At 72.2% G+C, this 16,309-nt stretch carries 15 protein-coding genes; 3 read left to right on the plus strand and 12 right to left on the minus strand.

What is annotated here, in order from left to right:
• Window positions 1-192 precede the first annotated feature (192 nt).
• A complete protein-coding gene (locus ACZ53K_RS15040; protein WP_468835810.1) occupies window positions 193-1,302 on the plus strand; it encodes an ABC transporter permease in 1,110 nt (369 codons plus the stop codon).
• A 65-nt stretch (window positions 1,303-1,367) separates the two neighbouring features.
• On the opposite strand, the gene ACZ53K_RS15045 is transcribed toward ACZ53K_RS15040, so the two are convergent.
• Both ACZ53K_RS15045 and ACZ53K_RS15050 read right to left on the minus strand, forming a co-directional pair.
• Complete coding sequence (locus ACZ53K_RS15045; RefSeq protein WP_468835813.1) at window positions 1,368-1,571, minus strand: hypothetical protein; 204 nt, start codon at window positions 1,569-1,571, stop codon at window positions 1,368-1,370.
• A 93-nt stretch (window positions 1,572-1,664) separates the two neighbouring features.
• Window positions 1,665-2,429, minus strand: coding sequence for an SDR family NAD(P)-dependent oxidoreductase (locus ACZ53K_RS15050; protein ID WP_468835816.1), 765 nt, complete (start codon window positions 2,427-2,429; stop codon window positions 1,665-1,667).
• A gap of 128 nt (window positions 2,430-2,557) precedes the next feature.
• Here ACZ53K_RS15050 and ACZ53K_RS15055 point away from each other — a divergent pair, with 128 nt between their 5' ends.
• On the plus strand, window positions 2,558-3,211 hold the full coding sequence (locus ACZ53K_RS15055; protein ID WP_468835819.1) for a TetR family transcriptional regulator: 654 nt from the start codon (window positions 2,558-2,560) through the stop codon (window positions 3,209-3,211).
• 63 nt (window positions 3,212-3,274) lie between these two features.
• Here the strand turns inward: ACZ53K_RS15055 and htpG are convergent, their stop codons facing one another.
• On the minus strand, window positions 3,275-5,197 hold the full coding sequence (gene htpG, locus ACZ53K_RS15060) for a molecular chaperone HtpG (RefSeq protein ID WP_468835821.1): 1,923 nt from the start codon (window positions 5,195-5,197) through the stop codon (window positions 3,275-3,277).
• A gap of 496 nt (window positions 5,198-5,693) precedes the next feature.
• On the opposite strand from htpG, the gene ACZ53K_RS15065 reads away from it, so the two are divergent.
• A complete protein-coding gene (locus tag ACZ53K_RS15065; protein ID WP_468835823.1) occupies window positions 5,694-6,119 on the plus strand; it encodes a subtilase-type protease inhibitor in 426 nt (141 codons plus the stop codon).
• A 118-nt stretch (window positions 6,120-6,237) separates the two neighbouring features.
• Here the strand turns inward: ACZ53K_RS15065 and ACZ53K_RS15070 are convergent, their stop codons facing one another.
• The 9 genes from ACZ53K_RS15070 to ACZ53K_RS15110 form a co-directional block, all read right to left on the minus strand.
• Complete coding sequence (locus tag ACZ53K_RS15070) at window positions 6,238-6,858, minus strand: DedA family protein (RefSeq protein WP_468835826.1); 621 nt, start codon at window positions 6,856-6,858, stop codon at window positions 6,238-6,240.
• On the minus strand, window positions 6,851-7,678 hold the full coding sequence (locus tag ACZ53K_RS15075) for a lysophospholipid acyltransferase family protein (RefSeq protein WP_468835828.1): 828 nt from the start codon (window positions 7,676-7,678) through the stop codon (window positions 6,851-6,853). The genes ACZ53K_RS15070 and ACZ53K_RS15075 overlap by 8 nt, the downstream gene beginning before the upstream one ends.
• Window positions 7,675-8,505 carry a GNAT family N-acetyltransferase gene (locus ACZ53K_RS15080; protein WP_468835831.1) on the minus strand — a complete coding sequence of 277 codons (831 nt, stop codon included), beginning with the start codon at window positions 8,503-8,505 and terminating at the stop codon, window positions 7,675-7,677. Before ACZ53K_RS15080 ends, ACZ53K_RS15075 begins: the two co-directional genes overlap by 4 nt.
• 765 nt (window positions 8,506-9,270) lie before the next feature.
• On the minus strand, window positions 9,271-10,335 hold the full coding sequence (locus ACZ53K_RS15085; protein ID WP_468835833.1) for a S1 family peptidase: 1,065 nt from the start codon (window positions 10,333-10,335) through the stop codon (window positions 9,271-9,273).
• A 446-nt stretch (window positions 10,336-10,781) separates the two neighbouring features.
• The gene (locus ACZ53K_RS15090) at window positions 10,782-11,729 is read right to left on the minus strand and encodes a slipin family protein (RefSeq protein ID WP_468835836.1); all 948 of its coding nucleotides are present in this window, start codon (window positions 11,727-11,729) and stop codon (window positions 10,782-10,784) included.
• Between the two features lie 219 nt (window positions 11,730-11,948).
• Entirely contained in the window at window positions 11,949-12,857 is a 909-nt protein-coding gene (locus ACZ53K_RS15095) for a S1 family peptidase (RefSeq protein ID WP_468835839.1), read from the minus strand.
• A gap of 255 nt (window positions 12,858-13,112) precedes the next feature.
• A complete protein-coding gene (locus ACZ53K_RS15100; RefSeq protein ID WP_468835841.1) occupies window positions 13,113-13,913 on the minus strand; it encodes a DUF1684 domain-containing protein in 801 nt (266 codons plus the stop codon).
• 4 nt (window positions 13,914-13,917) lie between these two features.
• Entirely contained in the window at window positions 13,918-15,207 is a 1,290-nt protein-coding gene (locus ACZ53K_RS15105; protein ID WP_468835953.1) for an NtaA/DmoA family FMN-dependent monooxygenase, read from the minus strand.
• Between the two features lie 53 nt (window positions 15,208-15,260).
• Window positions 15,261-16,301 (minus strand): LLM class flavin-dependent oxidoreductase, encoded by a 1,041-nt coding sequence (locus tag ACZ53K_RS15110; protein WP_468835843.1) that lies wholly within the window; start codon window positions 16,299-16,301, stop codon window positions 15,261-15,263.
• Window positions 16,302-16,309: the final 8 nt, after the last annotated feature.

Below are 16,309 nucleotides of genomic sequence, written 5' to 3' on the forward strand. Positions count from 1 at the left end.
CGGTTCCAGCATAACCCTTCTATCGAACAACCGTACGAAATTCGAACAGCGCCCGCCGCCGGCCACCCTGAACGCCCCTCCGACCCCGATCAGCCCGCCCGGCCTGCGAAGATCCGTAATGGGCCGGAAGATATGGGGCAAAAGGTCCGGGAACGATGGATCCACTCAGCACACAGGGCGAGGGAGCGGCGCATGGCCACGGCGGACGACGGCACCCGCGGCATCCGGGGCGAGGGCACCCGGGGCCCCGGCACCGAGGACCGGGGCACCCGGGACAAGAGCTTCCTCGGGGAGGTGAAGGACGCGATCTCGGGGCGGGCCGCCCTGCTGATGATCGGCGTACTGGCCCTGACGGCCCTGTTCATCGCGTCGTACGCGGGCGCCTTCCACTCCCCCAAGCCGAAGGACGTGCCGCTCGCGGTCGTCGCGCCCCAGCAGCTGAGCGGACAGCTCGTCGAACGCCTCGACAAGCTGCCGGGCTCCCCCCTCGACCCGCGCGCGGCCTCCTCCGAGGCGGACGCGGCCCGGCAGATCAAGGAGCGGGACATCGACGGCGCGCTGATCGTCGACCCGCGCGGCAGCACCGACAAGCTGCTGGTGGCCGGCGGCTCCGGCGCCTCGCTCTCCCAGGCCGTCGAACAGGTCGTCACCCAGGCCGAGAAGGCACAGCAGCGCACCGTCCAGGTGAAGGACATCGCCCCCGCCGACAAGGACGACACCCGCGGCCTGTCCTCGTTCTACCTGGTGGTCGGCTGGTGCGTGGGCGGCTACCTGTGCGCCGCGATCCTCGCGATCAGCTTCGGCGCCCGCCCCGTCAACCTCAAGCGGGCGGTCATCCGGCTGGGCGCGCTCGCCGTCTACTCGATCCTCACCGGCCTGGCCGGCGCCATCGTCATCGGCCCCATCCTCGGGGCCATGCCCGGCAGCCTGTACGGGCTGTGGGGCCTGGGCGCGCTGATCGTGTTCGCGGTGGGCGCCACCACCTTCGCCTTCCAGGCGATCGCCGGGATCATCGGCATCGGCCTGACCATCCTCGTGGTGGTGGTCGCCGGCAACCCCAGCGCGGGCGGCGCCTACCCCTACCCCCTGCTGCCGGACTTCTGGCGCGCGATCGGCCCCGCGCTGCCGCCGGGCGCGGGCACCTGGGTGGCCCGCTCCATCGCGTACTTCCACGGCAACGCGGTGACCGGCCCGCTGCTGGTGCTGTCCGCGTGGGCCGTCGCGGGCACCGTCCTGACGCTGGTCTTCTCCGCCCTCACCAAGGGCCGTACGGCCATCAACCGCAGCGAGGTGCGGCAGTGACGGCGGAACGCCCGCGGAGGGGCGGATGGAATGTGATCATGCGTTGTCGGATCTGATTTTCGCGCTCAGAGCCTGCAGGCGTCACCGTACTGGTTCCGGTCGAACCGAAAGGGACCGAACGCCGTGTAGTCGCGTTCCGGGCGGTAGGGCTGCCCGAAGGAGTCCCAGATCACGAACTCGCCTGTCACGGCGATGCGGGGAATGACCTCAAGCCCGTCGCCATAATCGTCGCGGCGCTGACAGTCGAACTGGATCTCATTGCCGGCCATCCCCTGATTGTCCCAGCGCCCCCACTACGTGAAGGACGGCCACCGATCGGCGGCCCACTCGGTCCAGCGAGTACGGAAAAGCTCCCCCACCTCTCACATGTGCGTACCGCCGTCGATCCGTATCTCCGTACCGGTGATGAACGCGCCGTCCTCGGAGGCCAGCATCGCGATGACGCCCGCGACCGTCTCCGGGGGCGCGAAGCCCTCGCCGATGGCGGGCATCAGCTTTCCGAACAGGCTCATGTCGGCGTCCGCCGGCAGACCCGGGTCCGCGGTCATGCCGGACCGCACCGACCCCGGCGCCACACACACCGCACGCAGCCCCTGCTTGGCGTACTCACTCGCGATGGCGTGCGTCATGGACTGGATGCCGCCCTTGCTGGCCGCGTACGCCGCCATGTAGGGATGTGCGAAGGCGGCGGAGGTGGAGCTGAAGTTGACCACCACCGGTGCCCGGCCCGCCAGCAGCGCGGGCAGCGCCTCGCGGATCATCAGGAAGGTGCCGGTCAGGTTGACCGCGATGATCCGGTTGAAGGCGTCCAGGCTGGTCTCGTGGGTGTGCGAGGCACGCAGGATGCCCGCGGCATTGACCAGGACGTCCAGTCCGCCCAGTTCCCCGACGGCGGCGGCGACGCCCGCGCGCGCCGCGGCCTCGTCGGCGATGTCCAGGACCGCGGTGCTCAGCCGGTCACCGTGGCCGTCCGCCGCGGCCCGCTCCGCGGTGGCCTTCAGCCCCGCTTCGCTGATGTCGGCGGCCACCACCCGGCCGCCTTCGGCCAGGACCCGGTGGACGGTGGCCTGCCCGATGCCCGACCCGGCCCCGGTGATCAGGACGCGGCGTCCGTCGAAGCGCTCCATATGGCTCTCTCCCGCTCTCGGTGTCCGCGTCCGCCGCGGACGACACCGGCACCGTACGCCTAGGTGGCACAATGTGCCACACCAGCATGGGGTGCCACTTCGGCGTACGGGCGACGTAAGCTCGTCCCATGTCCCCCGCACCCCTGCCGCCCGTCACCCCCTCCCTCACCGAGCGGCGCAAGGCGGAGACCCAGCTGGAGATCGCCCGCGCCGCGGCGGCCCTGTTCGCCGAGCGCGGCAGCGCCGTCACCGCCGACGACATCGCCCGTGCCGCCGGGGTCGCCCTGCGCACCTTCTACCGCTACTTCCGCACCAAGGAGGACGCGGTCGCGCCGCTGCTCGCCGTCGGCGTACGGCAGTGGCTCGCGGACCTGCGCCGGCTGGCCGCGGAGGCGGACGGCCTGCCCGTACGGGAGGTGCTGGAGCGGTCGGCGCGGCAGGCGCTGACGCCGTCCGGCGATCGGGCCGCCGAGGCGCTGCGGTGGACGCGCGGGCTGCTGCTGGTGATGCGGGACGATCCGGCGCTGCGTGCGGTTTGGCACCGCGTGCACCACGACTCCGAGGAGGCGCTGGTCCCGGTTCTCGCCGGGATGACGGACGGCGGCCCGGCGGAGGTACGGCTCGCGGCGGCGGCCGCGAACACGGCGATGCGGGTGGCGGTGGAGACCTGGGCGGCGGACGAGGCGCCGGAAGGGCGGGCGGACGACCCCGCCGAGCTGGTGGTGCGGGGCATGCGCGCGCTGACGGCCGGCCTGTCCGGGCTGGACCGGCGCCGGACATGACACTGCCGCCGGGCCCGTGAAGGACCCGGCGGCAGTCTTACGGGACGAGCCTTGCCGACGCGCCTACAGCGCGCGCTCCAGGCGCTCCGCCACCAGCTTGGTGAAGCGCGCCGGGTCACTCAGCTCCCCGCCCTCGGCGAGCAGCGCCATGCCGTGCAGCAGCTCGGCCGTCCCGGCGAGGTCCGCGTCGTCGGGGCGCTCGGCCTGGGCCTTGCGCAGCCCCTCGACCAGCGGGTGGCCGGGGTTGAGCTCCAGGATGCGCTTGGCCTCGGGCAGTTCCTGGCCCATGGCGCGGTACATGTTCCGCAGCGCCGGGGTCACGTCGTCGGTGTCCGAGACGACGCAGGCCGGGGAGACGGTCAGCCGGGAGGACAGCCGTACCTCCTTGACCTCGTCGCCGAGGCGCTCCGTCATCCAGGACAGCAGCCCCGCGAAGTCCTCCTCCCGCTTGGCCCGCTCGGCCTTGTCCTCCTCGGACTCCTCCTTCGCGAGGTCCGCCTCGCCCTTGGCGATCGACCGCAGCTCCTTGCCGTCGAACTCGGGGACGGTCTCGACCCACACCTCGTCGACCGGGTCGGTCAGCAGCAGCACCTCGTAGCCCTTGTCGCGGAAGGCCTCCATGTGCGGCGAGTTCTCGATGGCGGTACGGGACTCGCCGGTCATGAAGTAGATGTGCTCCTGGCCCTCCTTCATGCGCTCGACGTACTGCTGGAGGGTGGCCGGCTTCTCCGGGTCGTGGGTGGTGGGGAACGAGGCGATGCGCAGGATGGCGTCGCGGTTCTCGTGGTCGCTGAGCAGGCCCTCCTTGACGACCCGGCCGAACTCGCCCCAGAACGTGGCGTAGTTCTCCGGGCGCTGCGCCATCATCTCCTTGACGGTGGAGAGCACCTTCTTCACCAGCCGGCGGTGCATGAGCTGGATCTGGCGGTCCTGCTGGAGGATCTCGCGGGAGACGTTGAGCGAGAGGTCCTGGGCGTCCACGACACCCTTGACGAAGCGCAGGTACTCGGGCAGCAGCGCTTCGCAGTGGTCCATGATGAAGACGCGCTTGACGTAGAGCTGCACGCCGCGCCGGTGCTCGCGCGCGAACAGGTCCTGGGGCGCGCGGGAGGGCAGGAACAGCAGCGCCTGGTACTCGAACGTGCCTTCCGCCTGCATCCGGAGGGTTTCGAGCGGGTCGGACCAGTCGTGGCTGATGTGCTTGTACAGCTCGTGGTACTCCTCGTCGCTCACCTCGTCCCGGGAGCGGGCCCACAGCGCCTTCATCGAGTTGAGCGTCTCGGGCTCGGGGTTCTTGCCGTCCTCGGCGTCCCCCTCCTTGTCCTCGGCCGGGGCCTCGGGGGCCATCCGGACCGGCCAGGTGATGAAGTCGGAGTACCGCTTGACGATCTCCCTGATCTTCCAGCGGGAGGTGTAGTCGAAGAGCTGGTCCTCCTGGTCGACCGGCTTGAGCCGCAGGGTGACCGCGGTGCCCTGCGGCGCGTCCTGGACCGGCTCGACGGTGTACGTGCCCTCGCCGGTCGACGACCAGCGGGTGCCCTCGTCCTCTCCGGCGCGGCGGGTGACCAGCGTGACCTCGTCGGCCACCATGAACGCGGCGTAGAAGCCGACGCCGAACTGGCCGATCAGCCCCTCCGCGGTGGCCGCGTCCTTGGCCTGCTTCAGCTCCTGGAGGAACTTCGCGGTGCCGGAGTTGGCGATCGTCCCGATGAGCTGGACCACCTCGTCGTGCGACATGCCGATGCCGTTGTCGCGGACGGTCAGCGTCCGGGCCTCGCCGTCGGTCTCGATGGCGATGTGCAGGTCGGAGACATCGGCGTCGAGCGACTCGTCGCGCAGCGCTTCGAGGCGCAGCTTGTCCAGCGCGTCGGAGGCGTTGGAGATCAGCTCACGCAGAAAAACGTCCTTGTTCGAGTAGATCGAGTGGATCATCATCTGCAGGAGCTGGCGTGCTTCTACCTGGAACTCGAACGTCTCGGTCGGCATAAGTGTCAATTCCTTCTCGTGTCACCAGGGGTGGCGGACCGTCCCGAGAATCGTAGATGAGCCGGTCAGGCCGTATGCGCGCTTCCTCGGCACGGCCGTACGGACGGCCGCGGGGACGACCGTACGCAGCTCCCCGCGCACGACGCGCCACCACCCCCGCACCTCCCGCCGCACGCCTCGTCACCCGCCTCCGGCAGCCGCACTTCGGCCATTAGCGGCGAACCCCCACGAGCCCCCTGCACCCCCGCGAACCACGGGAGTTGGCCACTTTTCACCGCACACCCGGCCCGACCGGAACCCCTCGCCCCGGATGTTCCCGCTGACCGCACGGCATAGCACACATCACGCATCGAAACGCCCGCCGCGTCACTTCACGCCACCACTCAGCGTTTTCAACCAACGACTGGAAGTCACCGATCGATGTGCTTTCCTGATGCGCCTCGGCCAGACTCCTCGTGTCCGGCATTCGAGACGACAAACGAAGGAGTGTTCGAAAATGCGGTACATCACTGGGGGGATCGCGCTCGGCGCGGCGCTCGTGCTCGGCGGTCTGGCCACCACGGCCCAGGCTCAGCCCGCGACGCCGAAGAGCCTGTACGCACCCTCGGAGTTGGTCCTCACCGTGGGGTACGGGGACAACGCCGCTACGGCCTCCATCCAGCGCGCGGTATCGCTGAGCTGTAGCTCGTCCGGAACCGGTACGCACCCGATGGCGCGTGCCGCCTGCGCCCAGCTGCGCACCGCGAACGGCGACTTCGACGCGATCACCAAGTCCGCGTCGGACCGTATGTGCACCAAGGAGTGGAACCCCGTCACGGTCACGGCCAACGGTGTCTGGCAGGGACGCCGCGTCGCCTACGAGCACACCTTCGCCAACCCCTGCGCGATGGAGGGCGGCAAGGGCCTGGTCTTCGAGTTCTGACCGGGCGGTGACCCGCTGAACGGCGCGGCCGCCCACACCTCGCGGCCGCACCACCGGCCGGCCCCCGGGCATCCCCAGCGGATGCCCGGGGGCCGCTGCCGTTCCGCACGACGGGCGGTCAGCGCACCGAGGACGGCCGCGAGGCCCGCACCCGGCGGACACCGGCCACACCCGCGACCACCGCGAGCACCAGCCCGAACGCCAGCAGCATCCCCTTGACCGGGTCCGCCGCGAACCCGGCACCGCCGACCGCGCCGATCGCGGTGCTCGTCACCGCCCACAGACCCGCGCCGGCGGCGTCCAGCAGCACGAACCGCCGCAGCGGGAACCGCAGTCCGCCGGTGGACAGGCACGCCGCCACCCGCCCGCCGGGCAGGAACCGCGCCGCGACCACCAGCGGCGTCGCGTGCCGCGCGACCGCGTCGCGGGCCCAGTCGCAGCGCCGTCTGCCGCGCTCCCCGCGCAGCAGCCTGGCGATCAGCCGCGGCCCGCCCCATCTGCCGATCGCGTGGCTGAGGCAGTCCCCGCACAGAGCGCCCGCCGCCGCCACCGCGGCGAGCGCGGCGAGCCGCGGCAGGTCGGTGCCGAGCAGCACCGCCACCATCACCACGGTGGTCTCGCTCGGCATGAACGGCAGCAGCGCGTCCAGCCCGGCCACCACGAAGACGATCCCCCACAGCCACGGCGAGTCCAGCTGCCCCCGCAGCAACTCCACCGCCTGCCCCAGTACGTCACCCATGGGCGGGCAACTCCCCCGCGCACACCACGCGCTGCGCCCGCTCGGCCAGCGCCCGCCGGTCCCCCGTGGGCTCCAGCGGCGGATGGACGGCCACCCGTACGGTGAGCCCGCCGGCGCCTGCCACCCGGTGCAGTGAACTCGCGAACCCCTCGTCGCCGAGGTAGGCCGCCACCGTGCTCGGGACGCCGTGCTGTACGTAGGAGACCGTCACCGGTCGTACGGGCGCGCCCGCGTCCAGCGCGGCCTGGAAGGTCGCCCGCCGGAACCGCCCGGCCGCCGCCGAACACCAGGTCGTGCCCTGCGGGAAGACCAGCACGGAGCGCCCGCCGCGCAGGATTTCCGCCAGCTCCGCCACGACGCCCGGCAGTTCGCGTACACCCTCGCGGTCGATGAACCGGGTGCCCGCCTTCCTGGCGAGCGGACCCAGCAGGGGCCACCGGCCGACCTCCCGTTTGGCCAGCGCCGTGGCGGGCTCCACGGCCAGCAGCACCATGACGTCCAGCCAGGAGATGTGGTCGGCGACGATCAGCGTCCCCGGGCCGCCCGCCGGGCGCGGCACGCTGAGCGGCCCGCCGTATGGTCCGGGGCGCGGGCCGCCGGAGCTGCTGGTCTCCACCCGTACCCCGAGGGCCCGCAGCACGGCGCCCGCCCGCTGCCGCATCGTGCGCGGATCGGCGAGCCGCTCCCCCGCGGCGGCTCCCCCGGCCAGCGCCCCGGCCAGCGCGGCGTAGCGCCCGGCGCGGCACAGGGCGGACACCCGCGGGGCGGTGTCCCGGGCGCAGTGCGGCGTGCAGGTCGATGCGGCGGCCCACGTGTTCACCGGGCATCCCCGAGGAAGAAGCGGCGGTAGCGGTCGTTGAGCCGTTCCATGTCCAGCAGGACGAAGAAGTCCGCGACGCCGAACTCCGGGTCGTGCGCCGGCGCGCCGCACATCCAGGCGCCGATCCGCAGGTAGCCGCGCAGCAGCGGGGGCAGCAGCGCGTATCCCGGCCCGCCCACCCGGTCCGCGCCCGGCGTGCCGTCACCGGGCAGCCGTCCTCCCGCGTCGGGCGGCCCGGGTATCCACGGCCGTCGCGGGTGCACCCGCAGGTCCGGCGGTGACGCGTGCCGGGTGGAGCCCAGCAGCCAGGCCGCCGCGGCGGCCCGCCCGCCGTCGTCCAGCGGCACCGAGGCGCAGCCCGCCAGGTAGCGGTGGCCGGACAGCGTGACGTAGCGCGCGAGCGCCGCCCACATCTGGTTGACGACCGCTCCGGAGCGGTGGTCGGGGCGTACGCACGAGCGGCCCGCCTCGACCGTGTGCGCCCGCAGCCCGTGCAGGGTGCGCAGGTCGAACTCGGTCGCGGCGTAGGAGCGTTCCGTCCGGCCGGGCGGCAGCAGGCGGTACGTGCCGACCACGTCGCCGGTGGCCGTCTCGGTGACGATCAGGTGGTCCGCCAGGTCGTCGAAGTCGTCCACGTCGTGTCCCGGCAGGGGGGTGTGCAGGGCGGCGCCCAGCTCCTCGGCGAAGACCGCGTACCGCAGCCGCTGTGCGGCCCGTACCTGCGCGGGCGTCCCGGCGAGCGAGGTGACGTATGCGGGGTGGCCGCCAGCCGGTGCGGCGGGCGGGGAGGGCGCGGCAGTCAGGGAGGGCGCGGTGGTCGGAGGCATGGCGGGTCCTGTTCTCCGTGCGGGAAACCGGTCGCCTACGACGCTAGGAATCCCGCTCGGCCCGCACATTGCCCGAAAGGCACCCGCCGCCCCCTACTTTCGTCGGGCTGTCCGCGGTCCACCGGGTGAACTCCGCGGTGCGGGCCGCGTACCGTGCTGCCGCCCCGCCCCCTCCACGGGACGGCAGCACGGAAGCCCTCGCACCGCCCGCCGGAACGGCACGGCGTGCGGCTCACCGGCTGCTCGCCGGATTCTTTTCGGCCACGGGGCTGATGCATCATTAGAGCCAGCCGCACCGGGCTTGGCAAATCCGTTCCGACCGCCGCACCGGAAAAGCCGGAAGTGCAATTCGGCAATGACCTCCCGACTTCCTGAAGTCGTCGCGAACCGCACCGTCAAAACAGCCCCATACCGGACATTTAACGGTCAATTTTCTGGAATACGGCACGCCTGAGAGGTGCCTCACACTGCCTTCGAATGGGCGGGTTGCATGACATTCTCGTCAATATTTCAACGGGCTGACCGGCCCCATGGAAACGATTCCCTCGGAATCCGCCGCGTCGGCAAGGAACCGGATACCGCCGTCCGAACCCCGCCCGGCGGCAGGTGCCCACGGGGCCGTCGTATTTACACAGACTCCTTTCCTATTCTTTTGCCGGCCGCTCGGCCGGGAACGGCGAACGGCCCCCGGCGGCAATTGCGTCCGGGGGCCGTTCCGTTACGGAATGACCATGCTCAGGACATCGGCGGCAACGCCGGCCGGTGTCAGCCGATCTGTGCGCCGACCGCCTTCAGGGCAGCCGGGACCGGCTGGAAGAAGGTTTCGCCCCCCGAGGAGCAGTTGCCGCTGCCGCCCGAGGTCAGACCCACCGCCGCGTCGCCGTCGTACAGCGCGCCGCCGCTGTCGCCGGGCTCGGCGCAGACATCGGTCTGGATCAGCCCTTCCACCGTGCCCTCCTGGTAGTTGACGCTCGCGTTGAGCGCCTTGACCGTGCCGTCGTGCACCTGGGTGGTGCTGCCGCTGCGCGTGACCTTCTCGCCGACGGTCGCCTCGGCGGCCTTGGTGATCTTCTGCGGGCTGCCGCTGTAGGTGTTCACCTCGCTCGGGTGCGCGATGTCCGCGGTGTACTTGGCGATGGCGTAGTCGCTGCCCGGGAACTTGGAGTCCTCGGTGCTGGCGATCTCCTGGCCGCCCTGCTTGTCCGACCACGACTTGACGGCGTTGCCGCAGTGCCCGGCGGTCAGGAAGTAGGGCTGGCCGCCCTTGGTGACGTTGAAACCGAGCGAGCAGCGCGAGCTGCTCCCCCAGATCGCGTCGCCGCCGGCGATGAACGGGGTGAACTCGCCCTTGCTGCGCTGCAGCGTGGCCTTGCTGCCGAGGCTCTTGACGACCTTGTTCAGTTTGTCGAACTTGGCACCCGAGACCGTGCGGTCGGCGGTGACGACGACCTTGTTGGCCCGCGGGTCCATCGCCCAGGCCGTACCGGGGATGGTGGCCTGTTCCTTGAGCGTCTGCCGGGCCGCGTCGAGCTGGGCGAGGCTGTGCCGGACCATTCTGGCCTCGGCGCCCTTCGCCCGCACGGCGTCGGCCGACGCCCGGTCGACGACGTTGACCACGAGCTTCTTGGACCCCGCGTCGTAGTACGAACCGGCCGCGTGGCCGCTGAGCTGGGACGCCAGTGCGGTGGCCGCGGCGGGTGTCAGCTGCTTCGCGGCCGGCCCGTCCGCCGCGTTGGCGTTGGCCAGGGTGAGCGTCGCGGTGGCTGCGAGGGCCAGGGCGCCCGCGCCGGCCAGGACCGCGTGCCGCTGAGTATTCCGTCGATGCTTCAACTCAAAGCCTTCCGTGGGGGGATGGGCCGCGGTGTGTGGGGGGCCGCGTGCCCGGGAGGTGTTGAGGAACAGACACGGAACGGGAGTTGCCTGCGCAGCCTGCCGCAGGAAGTCGCGTCCATGCCAATGCGCGGTACCGAGTATTCCGACGGCCGGCGCTCGCGCACAAGACCGAGATCCGGTCTGGAGAACGGGACCCGTCCGACCGGCCGTTCGTCTCGTGTTCCGATATCCGCGCACGTCGTTTCCCTGGGCGGACACCAAACGAACACTTTGGAGTGGTCGCGGACGGGCCTCAGCGCGGTCTACACCTGTCCGAAAAACGATGCTCCAGGCCGGACTTCATCTGCCTGAGCCGCAACTCCGCAAGGGAGATTCAGCCCATTGAGGGACACCTTTCGCACATCAGGACGACTCTGCTGCCTCCGGGAGCCGCCGCTCCCGTGTCAGGGAAGCTGCTCCGCCTCCGGCAGCTCTTCGAGCGCGGCATCCGCTTCGGCTTGCGGCGCGGTTCCGGACAACGGTATGGATTCCGGCGCGACGTGCGGCCGGACGTCCGGGGCGGCTTGCGGCCGGGCCTCCGGTGCGGCGGCCGGCCCCCGGCGCTCGTACGCCTCCGTCTGCGCCTGTGCCTGGAGGCCGGAGCGCTCCAGGAAGCGCAGCAGCTCCACCGGGAACGGCAGCACGAGCGTGGAGTTCTTCTCGGCTGCGACCGCCACCACCGTCTGCAGGAGCCGCAGTTGCAGCGCGGCGGGCTGGTCGGACATCGCCTGGGCCGCCTCGGCCAGCTTCTTGGACGCCTGGAGTTCGGCGTCGGCGTTGATGACCCGGGCCCGCCGGTCACGGGTGGCCTCCGCCTGGCGCGCCATCGACCGCTTCATGGTCTCCGGCAGCGACACGTCCTTGATCTCCACCCGGTCGATCTGCACACCCCAGCCCAGCGCCGGGCTGTCGATCATCACTTCCAGGCCCTGGTTGAGCTTCTCCCGGTTGGAGAGCAGATCGTCGAGATCGCTCTTGCCGATGATGGAGCGCAGCGAGGTCTGGGCGACCTGGGAGACCGCGAAACGGTAGTCCTCGACCTTGACCACCGCGTCGGCGGCGTCCACGACCTTGAAGTAGACCACCGCGTCCACCCGGACCGTCACGTTGTCGTGGGTGATGCCCTCCTGGGCCGGCACCGGCATCGTGACGATCTGCATGTTGACCTTACGCATCCGGTCGACACCCGGGACGATCATGGTGAAGCCCGGCTCGCGCGGGATCGAGGTCAGCCTGCCCAGCCGCAGGACGACGCCTCGCTCGTACTGTTTGACCACCCGCGCCGCCGCCATCACGTACACCGCGCCCGCCGCGGCCAGCGCGATCCCGGCCGTCACCAGTTCCTCGACCATCACGGCCCCCTGCCGTATGCGCCCATGTCCGAGTTCATGCGTCCTCACCACGGTATGACCGGTCCCGGGAACGGTCGAGGGTGCGCGTCGGTCTTGCCGGTGCGCAACGGACGAGCCCCCGCCCGGCGTTGGACGGGGGCTCCGGTGCTGCCGGCTGCGTGGAGGCTGGGCGTGGGGCCGTCCGGGCGCGGTGCGCCGAGGCCGGACGGCCCCCGGGTGTCAGTAGATGCTGACCCCGTACGCGCTGATCGCTTCGGTGACCGGCTGGAAGTACGTGGTGCCACCGGAGCGGCAGTTGCCGCTGCCGCCGGAGGTCAGGCCGAGTGCCGTGCTGCCGGCGTACAGGGGGCCGCCGCTGTCGCCGGGCTCGGCGCACACGGTGGTCTTGATCATGCCGTAGACGACGTCGCCGTTGCCGTAGTTGACGGTGGCGTTCAGGCCGGTGACCTTGCCGCTGTGGGTGCCGGTGGTGGAGCCGCGGCGGGTGACCGTCTGGCCGACGGTCGCGTTGCCGGCCCTGGTGATGTCCTGGCCGCCGACCGTTCCTTCGTGCGAGACGCTGCTGTTGCTGTACCGGACCAGGCCGTAGTCATTGCCGGGGAAGCTGGAGCCGGCGGTCGGGCCGATGCTCGTGCTGTGCGAGGAGTTGGTGTACCAGGGCGGGTTGCCGTCGGTGCAGTGGCCCGCCGTCAGCAGGTAGTACGTACTGCCCTTCTTGACGTTGAAGCCGAGGGAGCAGCGCCAGCTGGTCGCGTAGATGGCATCGCCGCCGGAGATCAGCTTGCGCAGCACGCCGGGGATGCGTTCGACCTTCAGCGCGCCGGCGTTGGCGCCCGCGGCCTGCTTGATGCTGTCGAGCTGGGCCCGGGTCACCCGGCTGTCGGCCTGGACGACCACCTTGTTGGTCTTGGGGTCGACGGCCCAGGCGGTGCCCGCGACGTCCGCTGAGCGTACGGAGTCGCTCACGGCGGCGAGCTGGGAGGCGCTGAACGTGGTGGGCGGGGCGGGCTCGCCCGCGTGGGCGGTCGGCAGGGCCATGGCGCCGATCGCGGCCAGCCCGGACGCGACGGCGATCAGCCGGCCGCGTCTCGCGATGCCGCTCCGGGGGGTAGTGCGCTCGAACCTCACTGCTACCTCCGAGGGGATCGGAAGACCTGCCGGTGGGCAGGTCCGTGTGACGCCGCCCGGTGGGCACGCGGGACTCCGCACGTCCCTTCGGCGCGTGCCCCGGACAGCGCTGCTCGGGAGTTTCGAGGGCCCGGCGCGCACGCGCAAGGGTGCCTTTCGGACGCACGCCCGGCGCCCGTACTCACACTCGCCCCGGCGGCACCAACAGGCGCTGCCGGGGCGGTGGTTGACCCCCTCGGTCGGGGGTGTGACGGCTCAGCGCGCGATGCGGTTCCGCTCGCCCGCGCGCAGTGCGATGGGCAGAGTGTTGCCGGGCGGCGGGAAGGGGCAGATGAAGTGGTCGGCGAAGGCACAGGGCGGCAGCTGGGTGCGGTTGAGGTCCACCGGTACGGTGCCGTCGGCCGCGGGGGCCGGCGTCCGCAGGAAGCGGAAGCGGTAACTGTCCGTGCCGCTGGTGGCGTCGGCGAGGACGGCCCACAGCGTGCCGTCGGCTTCGACGGCGACCTGGAGGGTGTGCTCGTCGCCGTCCAGGGTGAAGGCCAGTTCACCGGCGAGTCCGAGGCCGCGCTGCCGGCCGTCGGCGTTGGGCACCCGGACGGTGCGCCCGGCGGCGTACGGCCGGAACAGTCCGGGCCGTACCCAGCGCCCGTCGTAGGGGAAGACGTCGATCCCGCCGAAGGCGCGCCGGGCCGCGGAGCCCGGGTCGAAGACCCGTACGGCCCACTCCCCCTCGCGGCGCAGCACCGGCAGCCGCCTGCCGTCGTGCGCCACCCGGGCCGTCGCGGGGGCGCTGTCCGTGCCGAGCCGTACGGTGCCGTCCAGCGGGCCGCCGTCGACGGTCAGCCCGTCGGCGGCGGCCGCGCGCAGGAGCACCACGTCGCCGTCCGCGCTCCAGTGGCCCGGTACGCCGTCGAGGCGGCCGTCAGGGAAGCCGGCGAGCCAGTGGGTGGCGGTGAGCGCGAGCGGGCCGTACGGCAGGGCGATGTCGGCGGCGCGCTGCTCGTGCCAGGCCTGCCAGGCCTGCTCGGCCTGGGTGCCGGTGCTGGTGGTGCTCATGCGGTCAGTCCTTCCCTACGGGACGTACCGGATCCGGCAGCCCCAAGTGAGAGCGCAGCGTCGTGCCCTCGTATTCCGTCCGCAGGACGCCGCGCTCCTGGAGCAGCGGCACCACCCGGTCCACGAAGCCGTCCAGGCCGCCGGGGGTCAGATGCGGTATGAGGATGAAGCCGTCGGCGGCACGGGCGGCCACGGAGGCGGCCATCTCCTCGGCGACGGCTGCCGGGGTGCCGACGAAGGACTGCCGCCCGGTCGTCTCGATCACGGTCTCCCGGATGGACAGGCCCTTGGCCTCGGACAGCGCCCGCCAGCGGTCGGCGACCGCCTTGGGGTCGGCGATCCGGACGCGGCCCTGGGCGAGGCCGGAGTCCGGGACCGGGTCGGTGTCCGGCAGTGGGCCGTCCGGGTCGTACGCGGACAGGTCCACGCCCCATACCTGTTCGAGGGCCAGCAGCGCGTTCTGCGGGGAGACCTGCTGCCGGCGGATCGCGGCGGCCCGCTCCTGGGCCTCGGCGGCGGTGTCGCCGAGGACGAAGGTGGCCCCGGGCATGATCTTCAGGGAGTCGGCGGTCCGGCCGTGGGCGGCCAGCCGGCCCTTGACGTCGGCGTAGAACTCCTGGCCGGCGGCGAGCGTGCGGTGCCGGGCGAACACCACGTCGGCCGTGGCGGCGGCGAAGTCGCGGCCCTCGGCGGAGTCGCCCGCCTGGATGATGACGGGGTGGCCCTGCGGGCTGCGCGGGAGGGTGAACGCGCCCCGGACCTGGAAGTGCGGGCCCTGGTGGTCGACCGGCCGCGGCGCGTTCCCCTCGGTCCAGGAGTCCCACAGCTCCCGGGCCGTGGCGACGAACTCGGCGGCGCGGGTGTAGCGGTCGGCGTGATCGAGGAAGCCGCCGCGCCGGAAGTTCTCGCCGGTGAAGGCGTCGGAGGTGGTGACCACATTCCAGGCGGCTCGGCCCGCGCTGAGGTGGTCCAGGGTCGCCAGCCGCCGCGCCAGCTCGTAGGGCTCGTTGAAGGTGGCGCTGACGGTGGCGGCCAGGCCCAGCCGGTCGGTGACGGCGGCCAGCGCGTTCAGTACGGTGACCGACTCCGGGCGGCCCATGACGTCGAGGTCGTGGATGCGGCCCTTGTGCTCGCGCAGCCGCAGCCCCTCGGCGAGGAAGAAGAAGTCGAAGCGGCCGCGCTCGGCGGTGCGGGCCAGGTGTGTGAAGGAGTCGAAGTCGATCTGCGATCCGGCGCCCGCGTCTCTCCAGACGGTGGTGTTGTTGACGCCGGGGAAGTGCGCCGCCAGGTGCATGCGCCGGGGCCCCGGCGCCGTGGGCCGGGTTCGGGACGATGTGCTGGACGTGGTCACGAGGAGACCTTCCGGGCCGGGGCGTAGCGGTTGGCCGGGCGCGGCAGGCCGAGGTGCTCGCGCAGTGTGGCGCCCGGGTAGAAGTGACGGAGCAGGCAGCGGTGCTGGAGCACCGGCACGGTGCCGTCGACGAGGCGGGCGAGGTCGCGTCCGGGGTCGGCGGGCCGCAGGTGGAAGCCGTCGGCCGCGCCGTCCGCGTGCCAGTCGCCGATCAGGTCGGCGAGGCCGACGGCGTCGCCGGAGGAGTACAGCTCGACCGGCAGCGAGGCGAGCACCAGCAGCCGGTCCGGGTCGCGGCCCAGGGCGCGGGCGCGTGCGCGCAGGTCGGCGCGGGCGGCGCCGGCCGTGGCGGGGTCCTCCACCCGTACGAACGCGATGTCGGCGTGCGCCGCGGCCACCTCCCGCGCGGGCCGGGCCGTCGAGTCGACGGCGACGACCGGGCGGCCCTGCGGCGGCCGGGGGGTGATGGAGGGCCCGCGTACGGAGAAGGACGTACCGCGGAAGTCGACGTGGTGCAGTTTGTCGCGGTCGACGAAGCGGCCGGTGGCGGTGTCGCGGATCTCCGCGTCGTCCTCCCAGCTGTCCCACAGCCGGGCGGCCACGTCGGCGGCCTCGCCGGCCTCCCGCCACAGCGCGTCGGCGGGCGCGGCGTCCCGGCGGCCGAAGAGCCGGGCCTCGGCGGGGGTCCGGGACACCTCCACCGTCCAGCCGGCCCGGCCGCGGCTGACCCAGTCCAGGGTGTTCACGGCGGTCGAGACGTGGAACGGCTCGGTGTGGGTGGTGGTGACGGACGGCACCAGGCCGATGCGCCCGGTGCGCGGCGCGACCCGGGCCAGCACGGCGAGGGCGTCCGGTCCCGGCCGGCCGAAGGAGTCGCCGAGCGTGACGAAGTCCAGGGCGCCGCGCTCGGCGAGCCGGGCCAGGCGTACGTAGTGCTCCGGGTCGTACGTCTCGGGGTCACGGCGCGTTCTGCGGCGCGGCCCGTCGAGCGCGAAGGCGAGGTGCAGGGGACGCAGGGAGCAGGGGGGCAAGGACATGAGACGGC

Source organism: Streptomyces sp. NPDC033221 (genome assembly GCF_055577005.1).